22 protein-coding genes are annotated in these 25176 nt (G+C 50.9%); 11 read left to right on the top strand and 11 right to left on the bottom strand.

The genetic code is table 11. The features are described from left to right. Window positions 1–8: 8 nt before the first annotated feature. Window positions 9–1250, bottom strand: coding sequence for a hypothetical protein (locus Enr17x_RS23765; protein ID WP_145312166.1), 1242 nt, complete (start codon window positions 1248–1250; stop codon window positions 9–11). 356 nt (window positions 1251–1606) lie between these two features. On the opposite strand from Enr17x_RS23765, the gene Enr17x_RS23760 reads away from it, so the two are divergent. The 3 genes from Enr17x_RS23760 (at window position 1607) to Enr17x_RS23750 (ending at window position 4166) form a co-directional block, all read left to right on the top strand. Beyond that, the gene (locus Enr17x_RS23760) at window positions 1607–2056 is read left to right on the top strand and encodes a beta-lactamase hydrolase domain-containing protein (RefSeq protein ID WP_145312165.1); all 450 of its coding nucleotides are present in this window, start codon (window positions 1607–1609) and stop codon (window positions 2054–2056) included. A gap of 27 nt (window positions 2057–2083) precedes the next feature. Then, window positions 2084–3490 carry an MBL fold metallo-hydrolase gene (locus Enr17x_RS23755; protein WP_145312164.1) on the top strand — a complete coding sequence of 469 codons (1407 nt, stop codon included), beginning with the start codon at window positions 2084–2086 and terminating at the stop codon, window positions 3488–3490. Window positions 3491–3554: 64 nt separating this feature from the next. Beyond that, window positions 3555–4166 (top strand): class I SAM-dependent methyltransferase, encoded by a 612-nt coding sequence (locus tag Enr17x_RS23750; protein WP_145312163.1) that lies wholly within the window; start codon window positions 3555–3557, stop codon window positions 4164–4166. A 61-nt stretch (window positions 4167–4227) separates the two neighbouring features. On the opposite strand, the gene Enr17x_RS23745 is transcribed toward Enr17x_RS23750, so the two are convergent. Beyond that, window positions 4228–4791 (bottom strand): protein-tyrosine phosphatase family protein, encoded by a 564-nt coding sequence (locus Enr17x_RS23745; protein ID WP_145312162.1) that lies wholly within the window; start codon window positions 4789–4791, stop codon window positions 4228–4230. Window positions 4792–5387: 596 nt separating this feature from the next. On the opposite strand from Enr17x_RS23745, the gene Enr17x_RS23740 reads away from it, so the two are divergent. The 5 genes from Enr17x_RS23740 to Enr17x_RS23720 all read left to right on the top strand — a co-directional run bounded on the left by Enr17x_RS23740 (window position 5388) and on the right by Enr17x_RS23720 (window position 10641). Beyond that, complete coding sequence (locus Enr17x_RS23740; RefSeq protein ID WP_145312161.1) at window positions 5388–6131, top strand: type 1 glutamine amidotransferase; 744 nt, start codon at window positions 5388–5390, stop codon at window positions 6129–6131. Window positions 6132–6162: 31 nt separating this feature from the next. Next, on the top strand, window positions 6163–7512 hold the full coding sequence (locus Enr17x_RS23735; RefSeq protein ID WP_145312160.1) for a glycosyltransferase family 4 protein: 1350 nt from the start codon (window positions 6163–6165) through the stop codon (window positions 7510–7512). Window positions 7513–7642: 130 nt separating this feature from the next. Further along, window positions 7643–8851, top strand: a complete 1209-nt coding sequence (locus Enr17x_RS23730; protein WP_145312159.1) for a 2,3-bisphosphoglycerate-independent phosphoglycerate mutase — start codon at window positions 7643–7645, stop codon at window positions 8849–8851. Between the two features lie 261 nt (window positions 8852–9112). Beyond that, window positions 9113–9769 (top strand): MotA/TolQ/ExbB proton channel family protein, encoded by a 657-nt coding sequence (locus tag Enr17x_RS23725; RefSeq protein WP_145312158.1) that lies wholly within the window; start codon window positions 9113–9115, stop codon window positions 9767–9769. Continuing rightward, window positions 9766–10641 carry a coiled-coil domain-containing protein gene (locus tag Enr17x_RS23720; RefSeq protein WP_145312157.1) on the top strand — a complete coding sequence of 292 codons (876 nt, stop codon included), beginning with the start codon at window positions 9766–9768 and terminating at the stop codon, window positions 10639–10641. Before Enr17x_RS23725 ends, Enr17x_RS23720 begins: the two co-directional genes overlap by 4 nt. A gap of 20 nt (window positions 10642–10661) precedes the next feature. On the opposite strand, the gene Enr17x_RS23715 is transcribed toward Enr17x_RS23720, so the two are convergent. Both Enr17x_RS23715 and tdh read right to left on the bottom strand, forming a co-directional pair. After that, window positions 10662–11846, bottom strand: coding sequence for a glycine C-acetyltransferase (locus tag Enr17x_RS23715; protein ID WP_145312156.1), 1185 nt, complete (start codon window positions 11844–11846; stop codon window positions 10662–10664). A gap of 55 nt (window positions 11847–11901) precedes the next feature. Next, window positions 11902–12933, bottom strand: coding sequence for an L-threonine 3-dehydrogenase (tdh, locus tag Enr17x_RS23710; RefSeq protein ID WP_145312155.1), 1032 nt, complete (start codon window positions 12931–12933; stop codon window positions 11902–11904). Window positions 12934–13064: 131 nt separating this feature from the next. Here tdh and Enr17x_RS23705 point away from each other — a divergent pair, with 131 nt between their 5' ends. Next, entirely contained in the window at window positions 13065–13682 is a 618-nt protein-coding gene (locus tag Enr17x_RS23705; protein WP_145312154.1) for a helix-turn-helix domain-containing protein, read from the top strand. A 9-nt stretch (window positions 13683–13691) separates the two neighbouring features. Here the strand turns inward: Enr17x_RS23705 and Enr17x_RS23700 are convergent, their stop codons facing one another. The 5 genes from Enr17x_RS23700 to Enr17x_RS23680 all read right to left on the bottom strand — a co-directional run bounded on the left by Enr17x_RS23700 (window position 13692) and on the right by Enr17x_RS23680 (window position 19546). Next, window positions 13692–14726, bottom strand: coding sequence for a hypothetical protein (locus Enr17x_RS23700; RefSeq protein ID WP_145312153.1), 1035 nt, complete (start codon window positions 14724–14726; stop codon window positions 13692–13694). A 115-nt stretch (window positions 14727–14841) separates the two neighbouring features. Beyond that, window positions 14842–15882 carry a bile acid:sodium symporter family protein gene (locus Enr17x_RS23695; RefSeq protein ID WP_145312152.1) on the bottom strand — a complete coding sequence of 347 codons (1041 nt, stop codon included), beginning with the start codon at window positions 15880–15882 and terminating at the stop codon, window positions 14842–14844. A 37-nt stretch (window positions 15883–15919) separates the two neighbouring features. Beyond that, the gene (locus Enr17x_RS23690) at window positions 15920–17605 is read right to left on the bottom strand and encodes a hypothetical protein (RefSeq protein ID WP_145312151.1); all 1686 of its coding nucleotides are present in this window, start codon (window positions 17603–17605) and stop codon (window positions 15920–15922) included. A gap of 160 nt (window positions 17606–17765) precedes the next feature. Beyond that, the gene (gene kdsA / locus Enr17x_RS23685) at window positions 17766–18602 is read right to left on the bottom strand and encodes a 3-deoxy-8-phosphooctulonate synthase (protein ID WP_145312150.1); all 837 of its coding nucleotides are present in this window, start codon (window positions 18600–18602) and stop codon (window positions 17766–17768) included. Between the two features lie 47 nt (window positions 18603–18649). Beyond that, window positions 18650–19546 carry a diacylglycerol/lipid kinase family protein gene (locus tag Enr17x_RS23680; protein WP_145312149.1) on the bottom strand — a complete coding sequence of 299 codons (897 nt, stop codon included), beginning with the start codon at window positions 19544–19546 and terminating at the stop codon, window positions 18650–18652. Window positions 19547–19960: 414 nt separating this feature from the next. On the opposite strand from Enr17x_RS23680, the gene Enr17x_RS23675 reads away from it, so the two are divergent. Together Enr17x_RS23675 and Enr17x_RS23670 are read left to right on the top strand one after the other, a co-directional pair. Continuing rightward, window positions 19961–21685, top strand: a complete 1725-nt coding sequence (locus Enr17x_RS23675) for a hybrid sensor histidine kinase/response regulator (RefSeq protein ID WP_145312148.1) — start codon at window positions 19961–19963, stop codon at window positions 21683–21685. Between the two features lie 244 nt (window positions 21686–21929). Then, window positions 21930–23237: a Gfo/Idh/MocA family protein gene (locus tag Enr17x_RS23670; RefSeq protein WP_145312147.1), complete on the top strand. Its 1308-nt coding sequence runs from the start codon at window positions 21930–21932 to the stop codon at window positions 23235–23237. A gap of 191 nt (window positions 23238–23428) precedes the next feature. Here Enr17x_RS23670 and Enr17x_RS23665 read toward each other — a convergent pair whose 3' ends face one another. Together Enr17x_RS23665 and Enr17x_RS23660 are read right to left on the bottom strand one after the other, a co-directional pair. Next, window positions 23429–23812, bottom strand: coding sequence for a hypothetical protein (locus Enr17x_RS23665; protein ID WP_145312146.1), 384 nt, complete (start codon window positions 23810–23812; stop codon window positions 23429–23431). A 291-nt stretch (window positions 23813–24103) separates the two neighbouring features. Then, a complete protein-coding gene (locus Enr17x_RS23660) occupies window positions 24104–25060 on the bottom strand; it encodes a mannonate dehydratase (protein ID WP_145312145.1) in 957 nt (318 codons plus the stop codon). Window positions 25061–25176 lie beyond the last annotated feature (116 nt).

The following is a 25176-nucleotide window of genomic DNA, read 5'->3' as shown; positions in this document are numbered from 1 at the left end:
ATCCTCTGTTAATTAAACCAGAACGCCATCGTGAAGAAGCGGACTCCTCCAAACGTATTGTTGATGCGGCCCAGCATTTCGGGGGACGCAAATTCGGTGATCGTGCCTTCTTCCAGATAGGGGGCAGCCGCAGTTCCCTGAACCCAGAGAAACGGATCGATCTTCCGCGGCTCGGTAAAGACACGTCGTAAATTCACGCCTTGTCCTCCCGACTTGCCACGCCAGAAGGGAATCAGTTTTTTCCCTTTCAACACCAGACCGGTTTCGTCCAGCACGGCCAGCCAGGTATCGACCATTTCCTGACTGACTTTGATTTCCAGCACGCCTGTCTGATTCGGGTTGGGAATCCACTCGTGGTCATCGTCGGTTTCTGTCAGATAATATTTCCACATCGTTTTCGCATTGACCTGCATTGCTTCCAGATGCGCCAAAGCTGCCTGCATCCGCTTCGGTTCTTTGAGTTCAAATCGCCAGAGATGAATAAACGCCAGAATATCTGAAATCAGCGGCCGGTTGAATCGGCGCAGTGAATCGAAATTGCGCGATCCCTCTTGCAGAAACGGATAAGGCGTATCTACTTTTTCAAAAAACAGATGGCTCGTGCAGTTAAACATCTCCTCGCCATCAATGGCGAGTATCACTTCGCCCCAGGCGCATAGAAAGTTACAGTAGCCTGCCAGCCAGCTCGCATCGCCCCGGTCAAAGCCGATCACAAATTTTTGAGCGGCCTCCTGTTGTTTGACATTGCCGACTCGACCTAAGAGAAATGCGGCGTCAATCGGCTTGCCGGTGCCAAATAGATCGACTTTGATTTTTCCTACTTTTAACGGCAGTTTCATATTGGGATCTTTAACAGCAGACAGACTTTGTTCTGCTGCCTTCAGGTCGTTCACCCAGGTCTGCACTATCTGTCGAACATCCGCATAGGAGATTGTTTTCGGATCCGGGTCCTGTGGAACGACGTCGCGCAATGGCTCTGGCAGGCCACGAAAAGCACCTTCGGTTCGCAAACCGTATTCATGCAGACTGCCGCCCAGATGCTCGAATGACTGGAAAAACTGAATCACACCCAGGCCAAACCGAGCTGCATCATCCTCAGGCGACTTCGCAAGCTGGGCTTTGAGCGACGTTTCCCCTGCCGTTAATTGCCCTGATGTCAGATACTGCTCGGCCAGCGGCGCAGCACTAACCCACTGCGTAGAAAGCAGTAACGTACAGAAAGTTGCGGCAAAAATAGTCAGACGACGCATGTGAGGGCTCCCCTTTGAATGTTAAACATCTGTGTTGAACGCGATCCGATGAACACAGTCAACCGGCTCGAGTATGACCTACCCTAAAGCAAGGCGGATTCCTGCACGCGATATCACGGGGAAATAAGTCAATATTAGCAAAAAATAATCAGGGTACTTCCTGAGAACAGAAAACGAGGATGCTGCTTTAGGGGCCGTTGATCACCCAGGCTGGTTTCTGATCAATCAGCAAAACAGTTGAAATGTGGCTGTTTTTGCCTGCGACGGGGGAATTAACCGGCTGGCATGGGTTTTGCGGTTTATGTTTTTCAGATTCAAGCAGATTAAAACCGCAATTTTTCATAAGGAGCACAGACATGGAAAATGTAATGAAAATTAACGATCAAATTACCGTCGGTCCACAACCCAGCAAGGAAGAAATTTACGAATTCGGCCGCGAAGGCTTCAAGACCGTGATTAACTTTCGGACCGAGCATGAAGAGGATCAACCTGTCTCGCCTGCTGCGGAAGGGGAAGCGGTCACAGCAGCCGATATGACCTACCTGCACGTTCCAGTATCGATGAACAATATGGATGAAGAACGCGTGGATCAGTTTCGCAAAAAGTTAGACGATCTTCCCAAACCTGTTTTCGCACACTGCAAGAGCGGTAAGCGGGCTGGTGCGATGGTCATGATGGACATGGCTGTGGAGCAAGGGATGTCGGGAGAGCAGACCCTGAAGAAAGCCGAGGAAATGGGCTTTGAGTGTGACAAGCCGGAATTGAAGGAACTTGTCAAAAACTATGTCGATCATCATACGAAATAGTTTTAGCGAGAACGGAGAGTTATCAACATGATATTCTATGATCGATTTGTACCGGGACTGGCGATCGTCTCCTATCTGATTGGAGATGAGAAAAGTGGAGAAGCGGTGGTCATTGATCCGACTCGCGATGTCGGGGACTTCATGGAATACGCTCGTCAGCATGATCTGCACATCAAACACATTATTGAGACGCACGTGCATGCTGATTTTGTCTGCGGTTCACGCGAACTGAAAGCACGTTTGAATGATGAGCCACAGATTTATTGCTCGTCGTACGGGGGGGGCGACTGGCGGCAGCCTTTCGCTGATCTGCAGGTCAAATCTGGTGACGCGCTGAAGATGGGTGATCTCTGTCTGGAATTTCGCCACGTTCCCGGTCATACGCCGGAACATATTGCCGTACTCTTGTATGACACGACGCGGAGTACCGAGTCTCCCTGGTGCATGTTTACCGGCGATTTTCTGTTTGTCGGCGATGTCGGTCGTCCGGATCTGCTAGGCGATGAAGCCAAACAGGAACTGGCGCACCAACTTTACCAGAGTCTGTTTCAGGAACTGAATGAAGTACCTGATTTCACGGAAATCTTTCCCGCACACGGAGCAGGCTCATTGTGTGGGAAAGCCATTGGTTCGCGACGATCTTCCACGCTTGGTTATGAGCGGCGTTTTAGTGAAGCGCTGCAGAAGCAGGACGAATCGGCGTGGATTGAATCACTGCTGGACGAGATGCCGCTTTCGCCCCCTTATTTCAAACGCATGAAGCAGGTTAACACGGAAGGTCCGGCGATCATTGGTCCTGAACTTCCCGGCTTGAAACGCTGGCAGGCGAAACAGGTTCACGATCGGTCCTGCGAGGGATGCCTGATTCTCGATGTCCGTTCGAAAGAAGCTTACGCCGCCGCGCACATACCAGGCTCGATTAATATTCCCTTTGGTTCCAATTTGCCGACCTGGGCCGGTTGGGTTCTACCGTATGATCGTCCGCTGATGCTGGTCGTCGATGATGCCTCTCAAGTGAAAGAAGTAGTGACGCACTTATTGCGTGTCGGCTTTGATGACATTCAGGGTTATCTCGAAGGGGGCATTGTTTCCTGGGAGACGGCGGGACTGCCTCTGGAAATGCTGGAAACGATCTCGATCAATACGTTGCATAAGAAAATACAGCAGAACTATCCGCTCACCATTCTGGATGTCCGTACCGAGCAGGAATGGAAATCGGGACACATCAAGGGGGCCATCCACATCCATGGTGGCACACTGCAGGATCGATTCGATGAAATTCCTCAGGAAAAACCGATTGCCGTCGTTTGCGGTTCCGGATATCGGGCTTCGATTGCCTCTTCGTTTATCAGGCATGAAGGCTTTGATGATGTCGCAAATGTCATGGGGGGAATGTCTGCCTGGAAAGCTGCTGACCTGCCATTGACGGCGTAATCTGGCCTGATCGAAAACAGCCTCAGTTAATTTGAAAGCAGACACTATCAGACAGGAATTCAGTATGGATCTCACTCAATCACCGGCTAAAAATGCTTCGCCCGTTTCCTCAATGATCCCCTGTTTTCTGCGTGGCTTCTTTGAAAATCCCCTCAAAGTCGCATCCTTTGTTCCCAGTTCCGGCTATTTGCAGGCAAAATTAAGTTCGCTCCCCTGCCTGCAGACGGCCCGAAATGTCGTCGAACTCGGACCAGGGACCGGAGCAACTACATCGGCACTGCTTAACGTCCTGCCTGAAAATTCAAATCTGCTGTGTATTGAAGTTGTCTCCGAATTTGTGAACCAGCTCCAGCAGATGACCGATGCGCGTTTGCTGGTGGAGGAAGGTTCTGCCCTTGATCTGGAAGCGATCCTCAGATCGAATCATATGTCGGCTCCCGATGTGATTGTATCCGGTGTCCCCTTTTCCGTGATGTCACCGGATGAAGGTCGGCATTTGATTCAGAGTATCCATCGCGTTTTAGCGCCCGGCGGTACTTTTGTGACATACCAGTTTCGCAGCAGCGTCTGTGAACTGGCAGAAGACTGCTTCGGTGCGCCGCAACGTCGGTCTTTTATTCTCTGGAACCTGCCGCCCCTGGAACTCTATCTCTGGAAAAAGCAGTCTGACCTGTGAGGTAGAAGAGAGAAAATGTAAAACAGGATGTACTCTGAATCGGCAGAATTAACACCAAAAACTATTCCGACTTCGACTGTGCGGCGATGTAAGCTTTGGCGCGTTCGATGTATCCCGGTGTTTTTAAGCCGACCTGTTTCGCTTCTTTTAATGCGTCATCGAAACTGATGCCGTCATCCAGCACACGGTGTGTCAGCCAGATCGCGCCGACCCGATTGGCAGAAGCACAATGCACAACCATCGGATGTTTGGATTTGTCATTCAGGATTTTTCGACATTGATCGAAGACTGTAGGCGTCAACGTGTCAGGTGCCCGAAACGGAATATTGATGTAATCCAGCTCCAGCATTTTTAAATAGGCGCCTTCGTCCCACCGTTGTTCGGTCATGGGGCGTAAATTGAGAATGGTTTTCACATCCGATTTTTGAACCAGCTCAAAATCGGTTTGCATGGGTTGACCGGCCAGATAAATCTGATCGCTGCGATGCAGAGGAGAGATCGTTCCCAGTCTATGCTTCTGAAGGCTCTTTGTGGAAGTCGCTGGTTTGGATTCACCGAAGAGTGGAGTGGAGCAGGTCAACAGGCCGGCACACAGAATCACTTTGATCGTCTGATGAAGGAGCATGACATTTTCCTGTAAAGAGAATGGGGCGACCGACCTGAATTATACTCCGGTGAGAGAGGGAAGTACAAAAAAAACGCCAGTCAAGACGAGCTGACTGGCGCGGATAATTCATGCATCGAAGAGGTTAAAAAAAAGGAAAACTGATAATCCTCTCGGGAGATGACGCATGAGATAAAAACAATCTCAGTAAACACTACTATCTTTCTAAGAGCCCAAATTGTCAACCCATATATAAATACTAAATGAAATCTTGATAAAAATTCGAATTGAATTTCTGTTCATATCGGTTTATAGGGATAGTGAACTGTTTTCTACAGTTTCAGAATATTTTCATCCCAATGAGAGCGATCTTCAGGTGTCCGATAGTTCGCTCAAAGGCCGTACAACACGCTATGATGCACTCAAAGCAAGGCGAAACTTTGGATTCAAGAGTGTATGACTACAATTCCAGAGTGGGATTTGTACGATAAAGCAATCATAATGTGGATTAATCCACGTTTATGCACTTTGTTCGTTCGTGAGACGATGAGCAGAGAAGTGTGTAAGCGTGAAAAGTAAGGCTGACTTCAGTCTTGTAGGAAATAAACGGGCTCTCCATGTTTCAACAAATTCGTTATCTCTTATTACAGGTTCGCAATTCCGATGATCCCATGCGTGGTCAGGAAGTGAACTGCTTTGCCAAAGCACTGACTGCGAATGTCAGTCAAATTGCAGTATTTGATCTTCTAGGCGGCCCTCTTCTGGAAACGGATCTGGTCAAGTCAGATGTCATTTTGATCGGGGGCAGCGGCCACTATTCTGCAGCCGGCGAAGGACGCTGGCTGGATGTGGCTCTGGAAAGTTTGCGGGTCGTGCATGACTCGCGCAAGCCGACCTTTGCGTCCTGCTGGGGATTTCAGGCCATGGCCAGGGCGATGGGCGGACAGGTCGTCCACGATATCACGCGAGCGGAAATCGGCGTGCATCATGTCGCCCTTACCGAAGTCGGCAAAGCGGATCCGGTATTTGGTCCTTCAGGAGCCGTGCTGCAAGGTCTGATGGGGCATGAAGATACAGTGATCGAACTGCCGCCGGGCACGGAGCTGCTGGCATCAACCGATCGGGTGGAAAATCAGGCGTATCGATTTCTGGATCGTCCGATTTATTGTACTCAGTTTCATCCGGAACTGGACCGCGATTCATTCCTCGGGCGGCTGAATACCTATCCCGAGTATGTCGAAAAAATCGCCGGACTTTCGCTGGAAGAATTCCGCCATTCGATTCATGATACTCCAGAAACCACCGCTTTATTAAAACGCTTTGTTGAACAGATTGCGCCTCTGAATTTGAATCAAACCTGACCCTCCCGCAAGCTACCAGCAGGCACACATTATGCCAGAACCATCCAGTAAAAAATTGCACGTCGCCATTATCACCTCGGGGGGAGCCGGGATGTTTTGTGGTGCCTGCATGCATGATAATACCTGGACCCGGGCGATGATCAACCAGGGAGCCGAGGCGACCCTGATTCCCACCTACACGCCGATCCGCGTCGATGAACAGAACATGACCGGTTCGCCCGTCTTTCTGGGGGGCATCAATGTCTATCTGAATTATCGTTCCCCACTCTGGCGGCGGTTGCCTCGCTTTATGAAGCACTGGCTGAATACTCCCTGGATAATCAATCTGGCGACTAGCTTTGGTGTCAGTAACGACGCCCACGAGCTGGGCGCGTTGACGGTGACCCTGCTGGAAGGAGAGCAAGGCCCGGAACTGATGGAAATCGAAGAGCTGGCGCAGTTCGTCGGAGATCAATTGAAGCCCGATGTGGTCTGCCTGAGCAATGCGCTGCTGTCGGGCACGATCAAAACCATCAAACAACATTTTCAGGGCCCGGTGTATTGTGTGTTGCAAGGCGATGATGTCTTTCTGGAAGAGCTGGGTGAACCGTATCGGGGTCGCTCTCTGGAACTGATTCGTCAGAACGTACAACAGCTGGACGGCGTGCTGGTTCACAGCGATTACTACCGGGACTTTATGTCGAAGTATCTAGATTTACCCGTAGATCATTTTCAGAAAATGCTGCTCGGCATCGACCTCAAAGGCCACGACGGAACGCCGAATGAGAGTCAGCATGAACCCTTTACGATCGGTTTCTTCGCCCGGATCTGTAAAGAAAAAGGGCTCCACAACGTGGTACAGGCGTTTGAACTCTTTCACAAAAAATATCCCGACAGCCGCCTGTGTGTGGGCGGGTTTTTAGGGAAAGAAAGCGAAGCCTATTTTCAGGAAACCACAGAGCCGCTTGCTGCTCTGAATGAGGCGTATCAATATTGGGGCAGTCCCGATACGCGGGAAGAGAAAGTCGCCTTTTATAAAAGTCTTTCGGTTCTGTCGGTTCCAACCGATTATCATGAACCCAAGGGGCTGTTTGTGCTGGAAGCGATGGCCAATGGTGTGCCCGTCGTCCAGCCGGCACACGGTGCGTTTCCAGAACTCATTGAAAAGACAGAGGGAGGCCTCTTGGTGCCTCCTGGAGATCCGCAGGCACTCGCTGATGCGTGGGAAAAACTGTATCGGGACAAGGACTATTGCAGGAAACTGGCGCAGCAGGGCTACGAACGTGTTCGTCAGTTCTATAGCGCGGAATTGATGGCTGAGGAGAGCCTGCAGTTTTTCCAGAAGGTGGTCGAAAACTCCGGTTTTGCACAGAACGAACCGCAATTGACGCCCGAGCCTTGAATGTCGCGTCGTCCTGCTTAACAATGTGATCGGATTGCGGTATGTTATAGCGCAAGCGACGCAAATGCGTTCGTCATTGTCAACCGAACGAATCAATGTAAAACGTTTATCATAAGGTGCTTAGATTTCGATGCCAGACCTTCACGCGTTAATGAAAAAGCTTCAAAAGAAGAATGATTCCAAGATTGTTCTCTTAGTCTCAGATGGATTGGGCGGTCTGCCTCAGGAACCAGGCGGAAAAACAGAGCTGGAAACAGCTAACACTCCCAACCTGGATGAGCTGGCCCGCAAAGGTACCCTGGGACGCAGCATTCCCGTTCTGCCTGGCATCACTCCCGGCAGTGGACCCGGCCACCTGGGACTGTTCGGCTATGATCCCCTGCAGTTCAACATCGGTCGCGGCGTCCTGGAAGCACTGGGCATTGATTTCGAATTAGGGCCCGACGACGTCGCCATTCGCGGCAACTACTGTTCGCTGGATGAGCAGGGAAATATCACAGACCGTCGTGCCGGTCGGATTTCCAGTGAAATCGGCGCCGCGCTCTGCGAAAAGCTCGACAAAATCGAAATTCCCGGTGTCGAAGTTTTTGTGCGTCACGTCAAAGAATATCGTCTGGTGATCGTGCTGCGTGCCAAAGGGCTCGGCGGAAACGTCAACGATACCGATCCACAGAAAACGGGAGTTCCCCCGCTGGAACCGGTTGGTGAAAATGAAGCCTCTCAAAAGACGGCTGAACTCTGTAAGGAGTTTCTGAATCAGGCGGCCGTCATTCTGAAAGACGATCATCCTGCCAACCTGTTGACAATGCGGGGCATCGCCAAGATGCCGGAGATTCCGACCTTCGAAGAAGTCTATGGTACCCGCGCCGCTGCGATTGCCGTCTATCCCATGTATCGGGGACTGGCCCGTCTGGTCAGCATGGATGTGCAGGACGCCGGTCAGACACTGGAATCACAGATGGACTGCCTGGAAAAAATCTGGGACGACTACGATTTCTTTTTCGTGCATTACAAGTACACCGACTCCACAGGCGAAGATGGCAACTTCGCCGCGAAGGTCGCCAAGACGGAAGAAGTTGACACGTGCATTCCCCGCATCAATGCTTTGAAGCCGGATGTGCTGGTTGTCACCGGCGATCATAGTACTCCCTCCAAAATGAAAGCACACAGCTGGCATCCTGTGCCCTTGTTGTTGTCGGCTGAAAATGCTCGGTTCGACGCCTGCCAGAGTTTTGGCGAAGCAGAGTGCATTCAGGGTGGCTTAGGTCAGTTTGAAGCCAAGTACCTGATGTCGATGATCATGGCGCACGCCGGTCGTCTGGAAAAATACGGTGCGTAAAGCTTGAACGCTGATTCAATTCAGTCAGGGATGCAAGACTTCCATGCAGGTCTTGCATCCTTTTTCGTTATATTCGTTGTGATTGGACTCACCCGGGAACTGCGGTTGTTTCTCTGCAGGAAACATCAAGGAACGCAGGGAACGGTGATCGATCCTACTGTTAGAGCCGTTTGTCTGATTGAGACTTTCGTTTTGCGTTGAGAATCAAAACGAGCTAAAATTTGAGAACACGGAAACGATTCACCAGTCTGGAACCAATTGATGTCACAGTATTTAAGCCAGCTATCAGGACTCTCCACTTTTGTGATCATCGCCGCGTGTGGAGCGCATCTGTTTTTGTTCTTTGTGCTCTGGGTCTGGTCGCGCCGCGATTTAAAAGGTATCGCTTCGTCACTCGATGATTTCACACGTGGCCTCAAACATCGCAGCCTGCTCGATTCCTCGGGGCATCTTTCCGATCAGATTGAAGCCTTTCTGGCGGACGTCAATGAGACGCTCGACCCCAAAGCAAACCCGACCGACCGGAAGATTCTTTCGGAGCGAGTGCATATTCTCGATGAAAAACGCCGCTACCTGAATTCGCATTTCTTCGAAACCTGCTACAACATCTGTCGCACGATGATCGAAGCCTATCCGCTGGCAGGCGTCCTGGGAACGATTCTGGCGATGGGCGCTGCCCTGCAGTTGAATACGGGCGCGGAAACCGCCGGCACGATCAGTTCCATTGTCAGCCATTTTGGTGATGCGATCTGGTCCACGTTTGCCGGTCTGGCCGCTGCCATTCTGCTGATGTTTCTCAACAGTATTCTGGAAACTTCATTTCTGGGACTGGTGGAAAACCGTCAGCATGTGCGCGATACGGTGGTACGGGCCAAGCGTGAACTGGCTCTGGCATCGGGAGGCACCGCATCCGAATGATCAGCCGACGCCGCCTCACATTTCAACTGACTCCCCTGCTCGATCTGTTACTGATCGTGATCTTCGCGCAATTCATGGATACGCAGGAAACGACGGCCCGCATCGAACAACGGGCCGAACGGCAGATTGAACAGGCCGAGTCAAAAGCAAAAAAACTCTCAGAACTCAATGATGCTGCACAGCAGAAGAGCATCGCATTAGCCGAACAGAATGCACAAGTCGAACGCAAAGCAGCCCAGACGGAGAAGCTGGCCGTTGAGATGGAACAACGTATGCGAACCATGCAGCAGCTCTCAGAGAAAAAGAATCAGGAACTGTCGGAACAACTCAAAGTGGCGCAGGAACAACGCAACCGGGTGGGCGAACTGGTGCAGGAGCTATTTCAACTGCCCGATTCGCTGGTGGACCCCCTGCTCAAATCAAGGGTCGATCCCGATTCGGAACAGACCAAAGCCAAAATCGAACAGATCCAAAAACAGCTGCAGGACCTCGCGGGGGCGCGCGCCGAAGATGTGATCAGGCATTTTCTGACCTACGACGAACTGACCAAACGCAGCGACATCTGGGAATTGTATCTGACAGAGAACGGCGTTTTTCGTTTGAAAATCGGCCAGCAGACGACGGACTTTCGTGCCGATTCACCAACAATGTTCGTCGATCGTTTATATGCGATTTATAAAACGGTCCCACAACCTAAGAGTCTGGTGATCATTCTCTTCTCATATGGAGACGCGAAGGCGTCCGTTCGTTTCGCCGCCACGCAGGGGTTACCGCTGGTCGCCGAACGCATGCGGGCCGACAGCAGCGGCCGCACCCGCTACGAATACGCGGTCATGGGCTTCGCGCCCGAGAAACCGGAAGTGACGAATTAAATGATCATTGCCGATCTGAGCTAAATCCCCAGATCCTGTTTGACCTCTTTGAATTTCTCAATCGCAAAGTCCAGATCGTCAATTGAATGAGCGGCTGAGATCTGCGTCCGAATCCGTGCTTTGCCTTTCGGGACGACGGGGAACGAGAAACCGATGACATATACGCCCTTCTGCAGCAACGCATCTGCGACCTGCGCTGCCAGAGCGGCATCGCCCAGCATGATGGGCACAATCGGATGTTCGCCCGGCAGCACATCGAAGCCGACCTGAGAAATGCCCGCGCGGAAATGTTTCGTGTTCGCTTCCAGTTTGTCCCGCAGAGCCGTAGATTCGGTCAGCAGATCAATGGCTTTGATCGACGCGGTCACAATTGACGGTGCGACCGAGTTCGAAAATAGATAAGGCCGCGAACGTTGTCGCAAGAGTTCCACAATCTCTTTGCGACCACTGGTATAGCCGCCGCTGGCACCGCCGAGCGCTTTACCCAGCGTCCCCGTCAGGATATCAATGCGTTCGATCACGTCGTGAAATTCAGGCGTCCCTTTTCCGTGTTCACCCATAAAGCCGACCGCGTGAGAGTCATCGACCATCACCAGCGCATCGTATTTATCGGCAAGATCACAGATGGCGGGCAGATTGGCAATATAGCCGTCCATCGAAAATACGCCGTCCGTCGCGATCATGCGGAACCGGGCTGAAGCGGCTGCTTTGAGCTGTTCTTCCAAGTCCTGCATGTTGTTATTTTTATAACGAAACCGCTGCGCTTTACATAATCGCACACCATCAATAATACTGGCATGATTCAGTTCGTCCGAAATAATCGCATCTTCCGCGGTCAGCAGCGTTTCAAACAGCCCACCGTTCGCATCGAAGCAGGATGTATACAGAATCGTGTCTTCGGTTCCCAGAAACGAGCTGAGTTTACTTTCGAGTTCCTTATGAATCGACTGCGTACCGCAAATAAACCGGACGGAAGACAGCCCGTAGCCCCAATGATCGAGGCCCGCATGGGCGGCGGCGATGACGTCGGGATGTTCTGCCAGGCCAAGGTAATTATTGGCGCACATATTGAGAACGGGTTCACCCTCGGCAACGCGGATATGGGCATCCTGTGGCGTGGTGATGATGCGTTCGGATTTATACAAACCCTCTTCACGAATTGAGGTCAGTGTTTTTTCCAGTTCCTGTTTGAACGATCCATACATGAGACAAGTCCTGTTCGATTTTATTTCTATTGAGCCGTTATAAATGGCGCGTTTGTTAAATGTTGTTCCAGTCCAGAATCACTTTGCCTGATTTACCTGTCATCATGACTTCAAATCCCTTTTCAAAATCGCTGGCATGGAATCGGTGTGTAATCACCGGACTGATATCGAGGCCGCTCTGCAGCATCACTGTCATTTTATACCAGGTTTCATACATTTCTCGACCGTAGATCCCTTTGATGGTCAGCATGTTGAATACCACGATGTTCCAGTCGATGGCGATTTCTTTCTCCGGAATGCCGAGCATGGCGATCTTGCCGCCGTGACACATGTTGTCCAGCATGTCGCGAAAGGCCTGCGGGTTCCCCGACATCTCCAGGCCGACATCAAAGCCTTCGGTCATTCCCAACTCTTTTTGTACGTCCGCAATCGATTTCTCGCGGACATCCAATGCGACGGTCGCCCCCATCTTGAGTGCGAGATCCAGCCGATACGGATTCACATCGGTGACGACGACATGCCGTGCTCCTGCATGGCGGACGACGGCTGCCGCCATCACACCAATCGGACCTGCGCCGGTGATTAAAACGTCTTCTCCCAGCACCGGAAACGAAAGCGCCGTATGGACGGCGTTGCCGAACGGATCAAAAATCGAAGCCACATCCCGATCGATCGATTCATCATGATGCCAGATATTGGTCATCGGCAGCGAGATAAATTCCGCAAACGCACCGGGGCGATTCACGCCGACCCCTTTGGTGTGGGCACACAAATGTCGCCGGCCGGCAAAACAGTTGCGACAACGGCCACAAACCACGTGCCCTTCGCCGCTCACAATCTCGCCGGGTGTGTAGTCGGCAACGTTCGAGCCGACTTCGACGATCTCGCCCACAAATTCATGCCCGACCACCATCGGCACCGGTATCGTTTTCTGTGCCCAGTCGTCCCATTTATAAATGTGCACGTCGGTGCCACAAATGCCCGTACGGTCCACTTTAATCAGCACATCGTTAATACCGATCGTCGGAACCGGAACGTCTTCCAGCCAAAGTCCCGGCTTTGACTCTTTTTTGACCAATGCTTTCATGATGCGAATCATTCCCCGAAAAAATGAGAGGGATCGGAACAGAGAATCCTTTATATTGACTCATTATCCACTATAATAGAAAAGTGGTTCCGTTTTGCAAGAGAAATAATCCATTATATCGGATTTTAACAATGTCCTCACATTCCGCCAGAAAACAAAGTGATTCGAGTTCTGCGTCCGAACTTACCCCCGATGAAATCTCCGGTCAGCTTTCGCAGCGTGTTCGCGCATTACGCAAAGAGCGTGGCTGGTCGCTTGATTCCCTCTCGGCTGCTTGTGGCGTGAGCCGCTCGATGCTCAGTCAGATCGAGCGGGGCGAAGCGAATCCGACGCTGGCAGTCACCGTTCGCATTTCGCAGGCCTTCGGGATCGCACTGGGAGAACTGGTCGAGGCTCCGATCTCCACATCCTCGATTGAAGTCATCCGCGCTGATGATCGAACGTTTCATTACCGCTCCGATGCCGAGTGCCGCATCCGTACGCTGTCCCCCTTGCATCTGGAAAAGGATGTCGAATTTTATGAAGTACTGTTACACACCAGCGGTAAATTGAATAGTGCACCCCATTTTAAAGGGACGCGCGAATTTCTGACCGTCGAAAAGGGAAAGATCGAACTGCAGTCAGGCGACGACAGCACACTGCTGGGCCCAGGGGACTCTGCCAGCTATCGCGTTGATGTGCCTCACACTATCAGCAACGCCGGCCGCGGCGAAGCCGTCCTCTTTCTGGTTGTGATTTATCAGAACTGAATACGGCTGTCACTTGAGTGACTGCAGATCAAAATAGTCGTCAGCAATTTCGAAATCACCCGTTTTCACTTTGGTGATTCTGATATTAGTATTCGAGTGTATTCTCCGTTTACTAATTTCAGTACCAACCTCTGATTTCTTGACGATGGTGGTAAAAGAATAGGAATCTGACTCCGTTTCAACATCACTGATTTTGGGATTATGGTAATTATATTCAGACCTCCCCTCTGACAGAAAGAAAATTCCGGGAGCGACTTCCTGGTACTGAGTTTTAATCTGATACGTTTTTTTCCATGCAGAGGCACCTGGGGCTGGCATCTCGACACGTTCAGACTGAACCGGTAAGTAGCCATACCTCGCATCCAGAACGACGCGCCGTACATCGATTCGCCCCGATCCGTCATCTGCCATCGGTCCGGAGACTTCGATGGTATGCAGCGGACCATTAATTGTAATTTGACCGGCAACCTGACTGGAAGCAATGGCTTTGATCAATTTTTCTTTATTGCTGCGAATGAGCTGCAGAATCTGATCACAGAATTCATCAACCGGTTTAATTTCATTCAGCTCTGGCATGAAAAATCTTGAAAGATTGCTTGCAAGATTAGCCTGCCAGTATAAAACAACATGATCGAGAGGGTTGATTACGGTGACATCATTATTGACCTTATAAAAGATCCGGCCATCATTCAGACGATGAACGGTGCGCCGTTCTGATGTTCCGTTTGCTCCTGGTATGAGTACATCCATATCGAGTCGCATTTTTCCGTCGCGCATCACAAGCGTAAACTTACGATTCCCCGGATTGATCACACCTTCCACAAACGCGTTTTGGGGAAATCGATGCTGCTCCCGATAGCGGTCGCGAATCCGTTCCAGTTCTTTCATAAAGGAGTCCAAATCCTGAATAGTGATCCGGTTCTTGCGTTCGACTTCTTGGCCGCATACTTCGTTTCTGCCAGTGAAGACAAGCATGAAAGCAAAGCAAATGAAATAAGAAAGCACGCGTAACCCATTCAATGCGAAACCGGTTTCCTGCTGCATCAGAATAGTTCCTTCTACTAGCTGATTAAATTCTTATCCCTGTAAACAGTGTGCATCAGGATATTTCAATTACAGCATCTAGGGAACAGCAAGTGGTGCTCAGATTGATTCCATATTACTGTTCGCAGGCAGAAACCGGTTGTTTTTCCACCACCGGCGGCTCGATTTCGTCAGCCATAGCGTATTTTTCTCGATGGCGGTCGGCCAGGATGGTGTCGATGAAGAACTGGGATGTGTGGAACATCAACAGCGGAAAGACGGCCGAGGGAATTCCCGCGTCGCCAAACATCGAGGCATCGGTGGCGACAAACACGGCGATCGGCAGGGTTTTCTGGCTGCCGGCAATCGCACTGGCAATGCGATCGCGGGGATGAAACTGAAACGCTTTGCCCAACAGCATGTTCGCGGTGAACCCGCCGATGTGAACCACGATACAACTGATCCAGACGATGGCCACCGCAGCGAGGGAAATGCCGATTTCTGATGTGCGTACGCCGTGGCCCGTTTGTACTGCCGCCAGTAAGACCATAAACAGCACGAAGACCAGGGCAACAGTTCCCAGTTTGGAAGTGATCCCGTCGGCAAATTGTTTGATGCGGGAATTGAGGCGTAAGATCTGCCCGAAAACGACGGGGAGCATGGCGGCGTAGAACAGTTTCTCGACCATGGCAACACGGTCGAACTCAATTTCGCGCGAGGTAATCAGCAAAATCCAGAACGGAACGGTTAAGAAGCAGGCGCCGTTGGTGATCATTGTGACCATTAGCGAAATACCGTCGTTGCCTCCGGCGCGTCGTGTCCAGACCGAAGCGCCGCATAGCGTACAAGGGACGCAGGCCATGATGATCAGCCCGACTGCGAAATCGGGAGTCAGTTGTAACGGCAATAGCGTCCAGGCGATGAGTGGCAGCAAAATGATATTTGTCGCCAGCGACAGTAGCATGGGAGCCGGCTTGCGGACGGATGTTACCAGGTGCTCGGAATTCAGACTGAGTGACATCAAAAACAGAACGATTGCGGTCAGCCAGGAGGGGCGAATGTACTGTTTCAGGCCAGCAAGGATGTCTTCTGATCCCTGATGTCCTGCATAGACGCCAACGATGATTATCAGTGTAACGCAGATCAGAAACCAGCGACGGCGGATAAAGGAAAGCATGTTTCGGATTTCGGTTGAAGTAATGCCGCTGAGGCGTTTATCTCTTTGTCGTTTTGTTGCGAATGGCGCGCCAGCGTTTTTCCAGATAAGGGAAAGACGGTTTGAGCGCTGCAGGAGGATCGTTCTCTGCAACAAATAAGATGGCACTGGATAGTTTTCCGGCTTTTGCGTCACTGATCGCCATCAGATACATGGCGGCCAAGGTACGATTCGGGTCGACGCGTGCGTAAAGTCTCAGGTAATCATTAAAGGAACGCGATGCCGCAGCTTCTTCTCCCTGAATATATTGGCCTAACGCCAGAAAATACGCGGCCTGCTGCGCCGCCATCAGATGAATCAGTCGGGTTTCCTGAGGAACAATCAAGTCTGAAGGGAATCCGGCTTCCAGTCGTGTTCTCACAAAACTTTTAATCGCTTGCCGTTGATCTCCCATCAGTTGGGCTGTTCTGGATTTTAATAATTTGCGTGTGGGAGGGCCCCATTTGACTTCAAACAACCCACCCGGCTTCTCTACTCTGGCATTCACGTCAAAGGGAACCGGTGCTTTAAACGGGAGCTTCATCTGCTTGATTTTTTTCGCTAGTTCCCCCGTGACTGCTTCACTGGCATCCATTTGCGCATCGGGAAAGTCAGAGACTTTGATTGTGGCTTCTTTCAGGATTCCTTTTCCGATGGTTTGAATGTGGCTGATGAAACCAGGGGCTCCTTTAAATTCATCCAGATTCCGAAACAGGACGAATGTCTGTTTGCGTGACAGAGAATCTTCGAGCTGTCGCATGCGGCCCGACCATTGGCTGCTTCTGCCCATGATGATCACTTCTGCTGCTTTCAGCTCTTCTGCCGAAAAACGGTTTTTGGCATCCTCGCCGTAAAAACTGGTAAGAATGTCGGGCGACTCATACACGGCCGCCAACGATGCCGGGGTTTGAATCAGAACCGAGTCAGCGGGTTGCTCTTTGGCAGGAATCGGAAGTCCCAGCACGGGATCAAACAGGTAAACGTCTTCATCTAGCAGCACGCCTACCAGCAACTTGAACGGAGCCGGTTTGGTGGGACGAAGCAGAACTGCATCAATACGCAATTGGCGCAGCACTTCGATGTAAATCCAGGCGCGTTGTTCCGGAGAACCAATTCCGAGAATGCAGAGTTCGTAAGGTGACAGCGGCAGCACGTCTTTCTCATTCGGGATCAGTGCAAGGTTTTCCATGCAATAATAAAAGGCAGCAGTGACTCGTTCCCGATCATTGCTCTGGCCTTCAATCGCGGCATTTTTCATCCCTTGAAAAAGCTGTGAATCGCGGATGAATTTTCCATCAAGCTCGGTAAACCGCGTCAGATCCATTTTCGCCAGCTGTGCTTCGTTCAGATATTTTTTGAGGAACGGCTTTTGAGAATCTGTCAGAACGGGAGGCTTGTCGTCAAAATTGCCGCATTTAGAAGCCCACTGGTTTAACAGGACCAGCGCACTATCCAGGGAAGAACTGATTCCCAGACGCCCCGGTTCGAGCATGCTCATGGCATTGTCGATATAACTGTTACAGTCCGGATCACTCTTCTTAGAATCAGACTCTGCTGCTCCTTCTTCCGATTTCGCTCTCTGTGAAGTCGAAGTTGCTGTTTTTTTACAACTGGGAATGGCTATGAGCAGGCCGACAAAACAAAGACCCAGGAAAACAGACAGGTATAATCTGGTAGTCGGATGTTGCAAAGGGGCAAATGACATATCAATCGTCGCTTCGTGATACTATACACTCCCATCCGAAAGATGGTTGTGTGGCATGAATAATCGGGTCAGTCTCTCTGAAGAACTTCAGATAAACAATATGAAAACAATCCTGTTTCTATACTATAACCTATTTTGATTCAGATGGAATGTCTGTCGGTTATCCGATTTCATTTACCAGCGAGCGGAATTTCTGCAATTGGACCGCAAATTGGGAAAATTCACTCAGCGGCAGCATATTGGGCCCGTCACTGAGTGCCTGGGATGGATCAGGGTGAGTTTCCGCGAAAATGCCATCACAGCCACAGGCGACAGCCGCTCGTGCAAGAAACGGAATCATCTCCCGCTGCCCGCCCGTCGATTTCCCGCCGGGAGTCTGTACACTGTGAGTGGCATCAAAAATGACCGGAGTTCCCATGTTTTGCATGATGGGAATACACCGCATGTCATTGACCAGTCGTCCGTAGCCAAAGGTGGTTCCCCGCTCGGTCAGCATCAGCTGGTCTAAGCCAAACGCTTCACATTTTTTGACCGCATGGATGCAATCTTCCGGCGCCACGAATTGGGGTTTTTTAATATTGACGACGCCTCCATGTTTCAACGCGGCTTTAGAAGCTTCCTCCAGCAGATCGGTTTGACGTGCCAGGAAGGCGGGGATCTGTAGAATCCGGCAGACTTCTGCAGCAGGAGCCGCCTGGCATGGTTCATGGATATCCGTGGTCACTTCCAGACCCGTTTCCTGTTTCACTTTTGCCAGGATCGCCAGCCCTTTTTCAAGCCCCGGCCCCCGGAAACTGTCGACGCTGGTCCGGTTGGCTTTGTCGAAACTGCATTTGAAGATCAGGGGCAGATTGTCTCTTGCCGCGATTTCAGCCAACTGGTGGGCGGTAGTCAGGACCAACTCTTCACTTTCGATCACACACGGGCCGGCAATAAAGACGAGAGGGAGATTGGTACCACATTGAACGTTACCAATCGTGACGGGGTTTCGAGGCACGGGTGAATCCTTTCCTGCTGTATTAAGAGATGATCATCAGGATTGAATTATTGATCATTCGGCAGTGTTGAGCAAGGGACAATAAATCGGCCTGCTGACGGCATGATCTTGATCTCCGCTGGCGTCGAGCCGCAGGCATCCCCGTCTGTCTGAATGGGAACCGGTTCCGCAGACTGAATCCGGATCTGTCGAGCCTGCCGTTTTTGTACGCTTCGTGAATCCAGATGCGTTCCCCGAATGATGCGAAAGACATATTTGAGCATGCTCCAAATCCCTTTCTTCCGCAGTACGATCAGATCGAGCAGTCCATCATGGTCATTTGCCGTCGGTGCAAAATTCAAATTTAATCCATACGCGGGAATGTTCACCACAATTGCATGGTAGGCTGTGATTTCCTCCGCTTCCCCATCAATCGTAATCTGCAGCGGCTTAAAGGGATAAGCGCACAGCGTATTCCAGATCGGTTTCAGATAACTCAAATGGGTAATATTACCGGTCCGGTTGCGGGTCAGCGTTTCCACAACCGCCGCATCAAAGCCGATACTGGCCATCAGAATGAACTTACGTTGGTTCATTTCGCACAGATCGACCTCCCGCGTATTTCCAGTCGCGATCATTTCTGCAACAAACTGGCCGGACTTTTCGATGCCAAAATAACGGGCCAGTAAATTCTCCGTACCCAAAGGAAGAATGGCAATTTTGTGGTTCGGATACCGATTTACCACGTCCTGAACGGTTCCATCGCCCCCCGCTGCGACCACACAGACTGGTTGATCTTCGGCTGAACGTGCTGACAGAATCGACTGCAGGCGATCCCGGTTGGAAAACAGACGCGGACGAATCCCGTTCTGCTTCAAATGGAAGATTAAATCCATCAGCAGTGCGGCTCGATTTCCCGTTCCGGAAATCGGGTTTCGTTGAATGGCGACCCAGGGATTAGTCATTTTGCTTGATTGAATTACCTCAATGAGGAAACGTTTCGGCGGGGGTACCAGAGATTACCGATATTGAGAACAGGCGTAGAAACTTGAGAAAAAGTATTCAAAATGGATCAGAAATTGGGAAAAATTGAAGATTCCTTGTGTTGGATCTTAATTTTGACTGACAGAAAGCCGATTTCATAGGTACGATATGATTACAGTTTGCGTGTAAATTAATATTTTAGCGAAAAAGCACAAAAGCTGAGTAGGTATTCTATCATTCGCTCGTAGAAATACGTAATAAAAGATTGATACGGCTTGTTTCTCAACGAATTTTCGTGCTCATTGAAATTTCACAGAAACAACGGGTATCCTGAATTGATGATACCGTTTTAAGTCAAGCATCAACTGTCCTGGTGGACAAAGGCTGATTTTGTAGTGACCAATCCGCAAAAAATTCTCTTCTGTGGGCCCGCTGACGACCAGACATCTGAGTTGAGAGAACAATTCTCATCAGACAACTATCTGGTGGTGACCCCGGAAAATCTGGCGGAAGGGATTGCCGAATTTGATCAGGGAAATGTATCTGCTCTGATTGTCCCAGCCTCTCCTGGAGTCTTGCCCCTGGCGTTAATCCAGTCGGGGAGTCTGCTCGAGTTTTTACCTCACGCGGTGGTGGTGCTGGATGCCGACTTGCGGATTGTCTGGTCGAATCATCAGCTTGCGACCCTCTGTGGTCAGGAAACGTCGCTGGTCGGTTCTTCGTTCTACGATGCCTTTGGTGCACCTGAAATATTGGGACCGGACTTCAGCCCGTTCCATAGCGCGTTTTCCACACGTAAGATCGCGAAGAGTGGTTTGCGTGTCGGAGATAAGAGCTACTACGATGTGGAAGTGATGCCGGTTTTGACCAGTGGTGATGAAACACAGGTACCAGCCTATCTTGTAGCCAGTGTCAGAGATATCTCCGATGAAGTTCTGCAGCGGCAAAAACTGAATGCCATTTATCAGGCCGGTCTGGAACTGGGAGATCTTTCGCCGGAAGAAATCTTCGAAATGACGATCGAAGATCGAATCGAATTATTAAAAGCCAAAATCCTGCACTACACGCAGGACCTGCTGGAATTCGAAACGGTGGAAATTCGAATTCTCGATAAAGCCACGAATCGTCTGGATGTCCTTCTAGCTGTCGGGATGGAGCAGGTGGCTGCTGACCGAACTCTCTATGCAGAGCCGGAAGGAAACGGCGTGACCGGCTTTGTGGCGGCGACCGGGAAAAGTTATCTGTGTGAAGATACCGCACACGACCCCCTGTACATGACAGGGGCACCAGACGCTCATAGTTCGCTGACCGTTCCCCTGAATCTACATGATGAGGTCCTCGGCACATTTAATGTGGAAAGTCCGCATGCCGGAGCCTTTGATGAAAACGACCTCCATTTCCTGGAACTATTCAGTCGTGAGGTAGCGATTGCGTTAAATACTCTTGAATTACTGGTGGTCGAAAAATTAACGACAGCGTCCGCCAGTACGGAATTAATTATGCGTGGGGTCGTCGATCCCGTCGATGAGATCCTCAACGATACTGCCTGGATTCTGGAGCGGTATATTGGACATGAGCCTAATGTGTGCGAGCGATTGCAGCGTATCCTTAAAGACACTCGCCATATTAAGCAACTGATTCAACAGGTGGGAGACAAAATTGCTCCCCAGACGCCCCATCATCACAAAGTGCCCACGATGAGACAGGTGAATCCCAAGTTGCTCAACAAACGGATTCTAGTCGTTGACAGTGATGCCTCCGTCAGACGGGCCGCTCACGAACTCCTTGGTCGCCTTGGGTGTGAAGTGGAAACCGCCCATGACGGGGAAGAAGCATTTCTGATGGTCCGTAGTTTTCACTACGATGTGGTCATCGCCGATATCCGCTTGCCCGATATGAACGGGTATGAGTGCTTCGCCCAGATCCGGGAAATTCACGAGCACTTGCCGGTTATTCTGATGACGGGCTTCGGTTATGACCCCACGCACTCGATTGTCAAAGCACGCCAACTCGGCCTCAAATGTGTGCTCTACAAACCTTTCCGCCTCGATCAGCTGGTTACCGGCGTTGAAAAAGCCGTCAGCATTTCTGAAGACATGACCTCGGAAACCTCCAACTGATCTTGCTCCTCATTTCAGCCTTTCTCTCACAGACTGAAATTTTACGCCTTGTATCACAATAGTCTCGATTTCCGTTTTCTCAGGCGATATAGTAAAATAAATTAATATATTGCCGCTGATGAACAGAGTTTACCTGCAGTGAATCGGGAAGCATCTAATCAAGCAGCTTCTTTCGTTGTTGATCAGGTCAGTTGATGATCGATTCCACAAGCACCCCGGACTACCCACCACGAGGAGAATTTCCATGTCAAATTCTGTCGACCGCCGTGAGTTTCTCAAGAAAGCATTGATCGCCGGAACCGCCGTTCCCGCCTTCGCTAATGCACTGCCTCTGGAATCAATCGAAGCCGCTACGAAAAGCAAAAGTCCCAACGAAAAATTGAATCTGGCAACGATTGGTGTCGCCGCCCGGGCGTACTCCAATATCACCGGCACCAAGTCAGAAAACTTCGTGGCACTCTGCGACATCGACGCGCAGCGTCTGGATAAAGCGTCCAAAGAATTCCCTCACGCTGATACCTATGATGATTATCGCAAAGCCCTGGATCGGGAAGACCTGGATGGCGTACTCGTCAGTACTCCCGATCACATGCATGCCCCTGCTGCTGCGATGGCACTGCGAAAAGGCTTGCCCGTCTACTGTGAAAAACCGTTAACGCATTCCGTCTACGAAGCACGTGTGCTCACCGATCTGGCTGCCAAAGCTGGCGTCCCGACACAAATGGGAAATCAGATTCACGCCAGTGACAACTACCGCAAAGTGGTGGAAATGGTTCAGTCGGGTGTGATCGGTCCTGTCCGCCGTGTCCATGTCTGGGTCGGCGGCGGCGTACGGATTGAAGGTAAGCGGTCCAAGGAAAATCATCCCCCCGCTTACGTCAACTACGATCAGTGGATCGGACCTGCACCATTCCGCCCTTACAATGAAACAAGCTTCCACTTCAACTGGCGCTACTGGTGGGATTTTGGTAACGGTCAGTTAGGTGACTTCGGCTGCCATTACATGGATCTTCCCTTCTGGGCCTTGAAGCTAAAGTATCCCAAAACTGTGGTTGGCGTTGGTGAAAAAGGACACGGTGGCGAGAACGATTGCCCCAGTCAGATGCGCGTCGATTACGAATTCGCCGAACGCGAAGATCTGCCCCCCGTGCATATGACCTGGTATCACGGCGGCTGGAAGCCCAAAGGCGCCGAAGTCTACAAGAAAAACAGTGCCGTGCTGTTTGAAGGCGAAGACGGTCGTTTGCTCGCCGATTACGGCACCAACAAAGTCTTCATGGAAGCCGGCAAAGAAGCCAAACCGGTTGAGCCTTATCTGACTCGTCCCAAGACGCACCACATCGAGTGGCTGAATGCCATCCGTAGCGGCACCCCCACAGGCAGCAACTTCGGTTACGCCGGTCCGCTCACCGAAACCGTGCTGCTCGGGAATGTTTCGTATCGTGTCGGTCAGAAGAAGCTCGAATGGGATGCGGAAAACCTCAAAGTAACCAACGTCCCCGAAGCCGCCCAGTACATCCAACGCGAATACCGTAAAGGCTGGACACTGTAGTCTGATCACACAAATAATGACGCAAGGAAACTGATAATGTGTGGCACTGTTGGCTTGCCCAACAGTGAGATAAGACAGGTACAACGGTTGAAAAAAGGGTCAGGTTTCCATTTCAAGAAACCTGACCCTTTTTCTGTATCTGAAATGTAGGGATGGGGCTATGTGCCCGCCCCTATCATGCCATGGATCGCTTATCGATATTTCACAACGGTTTTATAATTCGGGGCGAGGAAACGTGGTCCCCGTGTTTTGTAAACAACTTTGCCGGGGGCGTAATAAGTTGCGGCTGGTGCATAGTAGGTTGTCGTAGGCTGCACATAAACGGGAGCCGGCTGATAATACACGGGAGCGGGAACCACAGGTGCCGGTACTAATGCCGGCGCATAATATGCGTTCATTGCAGGTACGTAGTAAGCCGTATTGACGGGAGCGGGAACGGCGTACACGGGAGCCGGTCCGACGACGGGGAACGGCGATGCATAATAAGTCACCCGTTTCCCGGCTTCAGATGTTTGAGGCTGCATAGTGAAACAGGCGACAACGGCGACCGCGGCTAACAACATTTGGAAACGCATGAGACTGACTCCTGATCAGAGATTGTTCGAGTGAAGTGGCAGACACGTGTAGCCACCTACGTTCGTTTGTGCCTCCTGCTCGTCAGCCAGCGAATTCTGACTCTTCCTCTCACATCCTGTGAGTCTCGTTTTAATCTACGTTAGTGGGGCAATATTTTCTGCTGATTACGATTATACAAAGAATCAAGCCTGCAGCCACCAGTCAGTTGCCTTTTTTTATCATCGTACCCTATTGGGTAGTGGTGATATGGAAAAGTCCGAAACTACCGACTGCGCGGGGAGTTAGGCTTCTCAGTCGTGTCCCGCTGCCTCAATCAGGCCCTGAAGATACCCAAATGCATGCAGCCGCCCCAGCATCGTATATCCCGGTTCTCCCGCTTCCTCACCCACCAGTTGAGGCACATGATCGGGGCGAATCGGGCCTGTGAAGCCGATCTGCTGATACGCTTTGACCGCAGCAAACATATCAGTCGGCCCATTATCGTGAAACGTTTCTACAAATCGTTCGCGGTTTCCCTGGATATCACGAAAATGCACATATTTGATATGCGGGCCGAGTCGCTCGATCGTCGACGGAATGTCCACCCCCATTTCCGCGAACGTTCCCTGACAGAAACAGACGGCATTCGCGGGGCTTGGTTTTAGATGGACAAGTCGTTCAAAGCTCTCCACCGAATTCATGATGCGAGCTTTTCCCATGAAGGAATCGAGGGGCGGATCATCAGGGTGCATCGCCAGGGTTACGCCGCACGCTTCTGCCACGGGAATCAGTTCGTTGAGAAATCGTTCCAGATTGATCCAGAGTATATCAGCGGTAATCGAAGACTCATTTTTCTCCCGTGTCGTTTCTGACAGCGAAACCGCCTGCTCAGCCTGTTCTACATCAAAGCCGGTCACCAGAGCGCCCCCCCGTTCGCGCACGTCCAGTTTGGTTCGTACCCAGTCGGTACCCGCCATAAAGTTGTAACAGACAAACGGAATGCCAACGGTCTGCATATTTGAAAGCAGTTCCCGCATCTCCTCGATCTCGGCATCGAAGTGTTCATTTCCCAGCTTGATGTTCTCGATGGGTAGATACCCTTCAATGGCAGCGATCTGCAGGCCAGACGATTCAACTTGTGCTTTCGTCGCTTCCAATTGATCCAGTCCCCTGCCCGGGTAGCGAATTGTCACATGCGTCACACCAATTTGCGCAAGTAGCCGCAGGTTATCATCGGTGAACGGCGTCACCACAGATGTCAGTTGCATGGCTGGTTTCTTTCCCTCTTCTTCATTCATTGGTATCGCATTCGCGGCCGCATTGAGCCCGATTCCTGCAGCTTCTTGCAGGACAGCGTTTTTACCCTTAAATTCTGGACATTTAT

Source organism: Gimesia fumaroli (assembly GCF_007754425.1).
Lineage (GTDB): Bacteria > Planctomycetota > Planctomycetia > Planctomycetales > Planctomycetaceae > Gimesia > Gimesia fumaroli.
Note: the sequence above shows the minus strand (reverse complement) of the source record. Positions and strands in the feature narration are given on the sequence as shown.

Excerpts from the sequence above, each read along its gene's own strand:
- Enr17x_RS23705 (WP_145312154.1), top strand. The coding sequence starts at position 13,065 with ATGTCCTCACATTCCGCCAGAAAACAAAGTGATTCGAGTTCTGCGTCC.
- Enr17x_RS23660 (WP_145312145.1), bottom strand. The coding sequence starts at position 25,060 with ATGCAACTGACATCTGTGGTGACGCCGTTCACCGATGATAACCTGCGG.
- Enr17x_RS23665 (WP_145312146.1), bottom strand. The coding sequence starts at position 23,812 with ATGCGTTTCCAAATGTTGTTAGCCGCGGTCGCCGTTGTCGCCTGTTTC.
- Enr17x_RS23765 (WP_145312166.1), bottom strand. The coding sequence starts at position 1,250 with ATGCGTCGTCTGACTATTTTTGCCGCAACTTTCTGTACGTTACTGCTT.
- Enr17x_RS23695 (WP_145312152.1), bottom strand. The coding sequence starts at position 15,882 with ATGCTTTCCTTTATCCGCCGTCGCTGGTTTCTGATCTGCGTTACACTG.
- Enr17x_RS23670 (WP_145312147.1), top strand. The coding sequence starts at position 21,930 with ATGTCAAATTCTGTCGACCGCCGTGAGTTTCTCAAGAAAGCATTGATC.
- Enr17x_RS23750 (WP_145312163.1), top strand. The coding sequence starts at position 3,555 with ATGGATCTCACTCAATCACCGGCTAAAAATGCTTCGCCCGTTTCCTCA.
- Enr17x_RS23715 (WP_145312156.1), bottom strand. The coding sequence starts at position 11,846 with ATGTATGGATCGTTCAAACAGGAACTGGAAAAAACACTGACCTCAATT.
- Enr17x_RS23735 (WP_145312160.1), top strand. The coding sequence starts at position 6,163 with ATGCCAGAACCATCCAGTAAAAAATTGCACGTCGCCATTATCACCTCG.
- Enr17x_RS23680 (WP_145312149.1), bottom strand. The coding sequence starts at position 19,546 with ATGACTAATCCCTGGGTCGCCATTCAACGAAACCCGATTTCCGGAACG.
- Enr17x_RS23700 (WP_145312153.1), bottom strand. The coding sequence starts at position 14,726 with ATGCAGCAGGAAACCGGTTTCGCATTGAATGGGTTACGCGTGCTTTCT.
- Enr17x_RS23720 (WP_145312157.1), top strand. The coding sequence starts at position 9,766 with ATGATCAGCCGACGCCGCCTCACATTTCAACTGACTCCCCTGCTCGAT.
- Enr17x_RS23730 (WP_145312159.1), top strand. The coding sequence starts at position 7,643 with ATGCCAGACCTTCACGCGTTAATGAAAAAGCTTCAAAAGAAGAATGAT.
- Enr17x_RS23690 (WP_145312151.1), bottom strand. The coding sequence starts at position 17,605 with ATGTCATTTGCCCCTTTGCAACATCCGACTACCAGATTATACCTGTCT.
- Enr17x_RS23725 (WP_145312158.1), top strand. The coding sequence starts at position 9,113 with ATGTCACAGTATTTAAGCCAGCTATCAGGACTCTCCACTTTTGTGATC.
- Enr17x_RS23745 (WP_145312162.1), bottom strand. The coding sequence starts at position 4,791 with ATGCTCCTTCATCAGACGATCAAAGTGATTCTGTGTGCCGGCCTGTTG.
- Enr17x_RS23760 (WP_145312165.1), top strand. The coding sequence starts at position 1,607 with ATGGAAAATGTAATGAAAATTAACGATCAAATTACCGTCGGTCCACAA.
- Enr17x_RS23755 (WP_145312164.1), top strand. The coding sequence starts at position 2,084 with ATGATATTCTATGATCGATTTGTACCGGGACTGGCGATCGTCTCCTAT.
- Enr17x_RS23740 (WP_145312161.1), top strand. The coding sequence starts at position 5,388 with ATGTTTCAACAAATTCGTTATCTCTTATTACAGGTTCGCAATTCCGAT.
- tdh (WP_145312155.1), bottom strand. The coding sequence starts at position 12,933 with ATGAAAGCATTGGTCAAAAAAGAGTCAAAGCCGGGACTTTGGCTGGAA.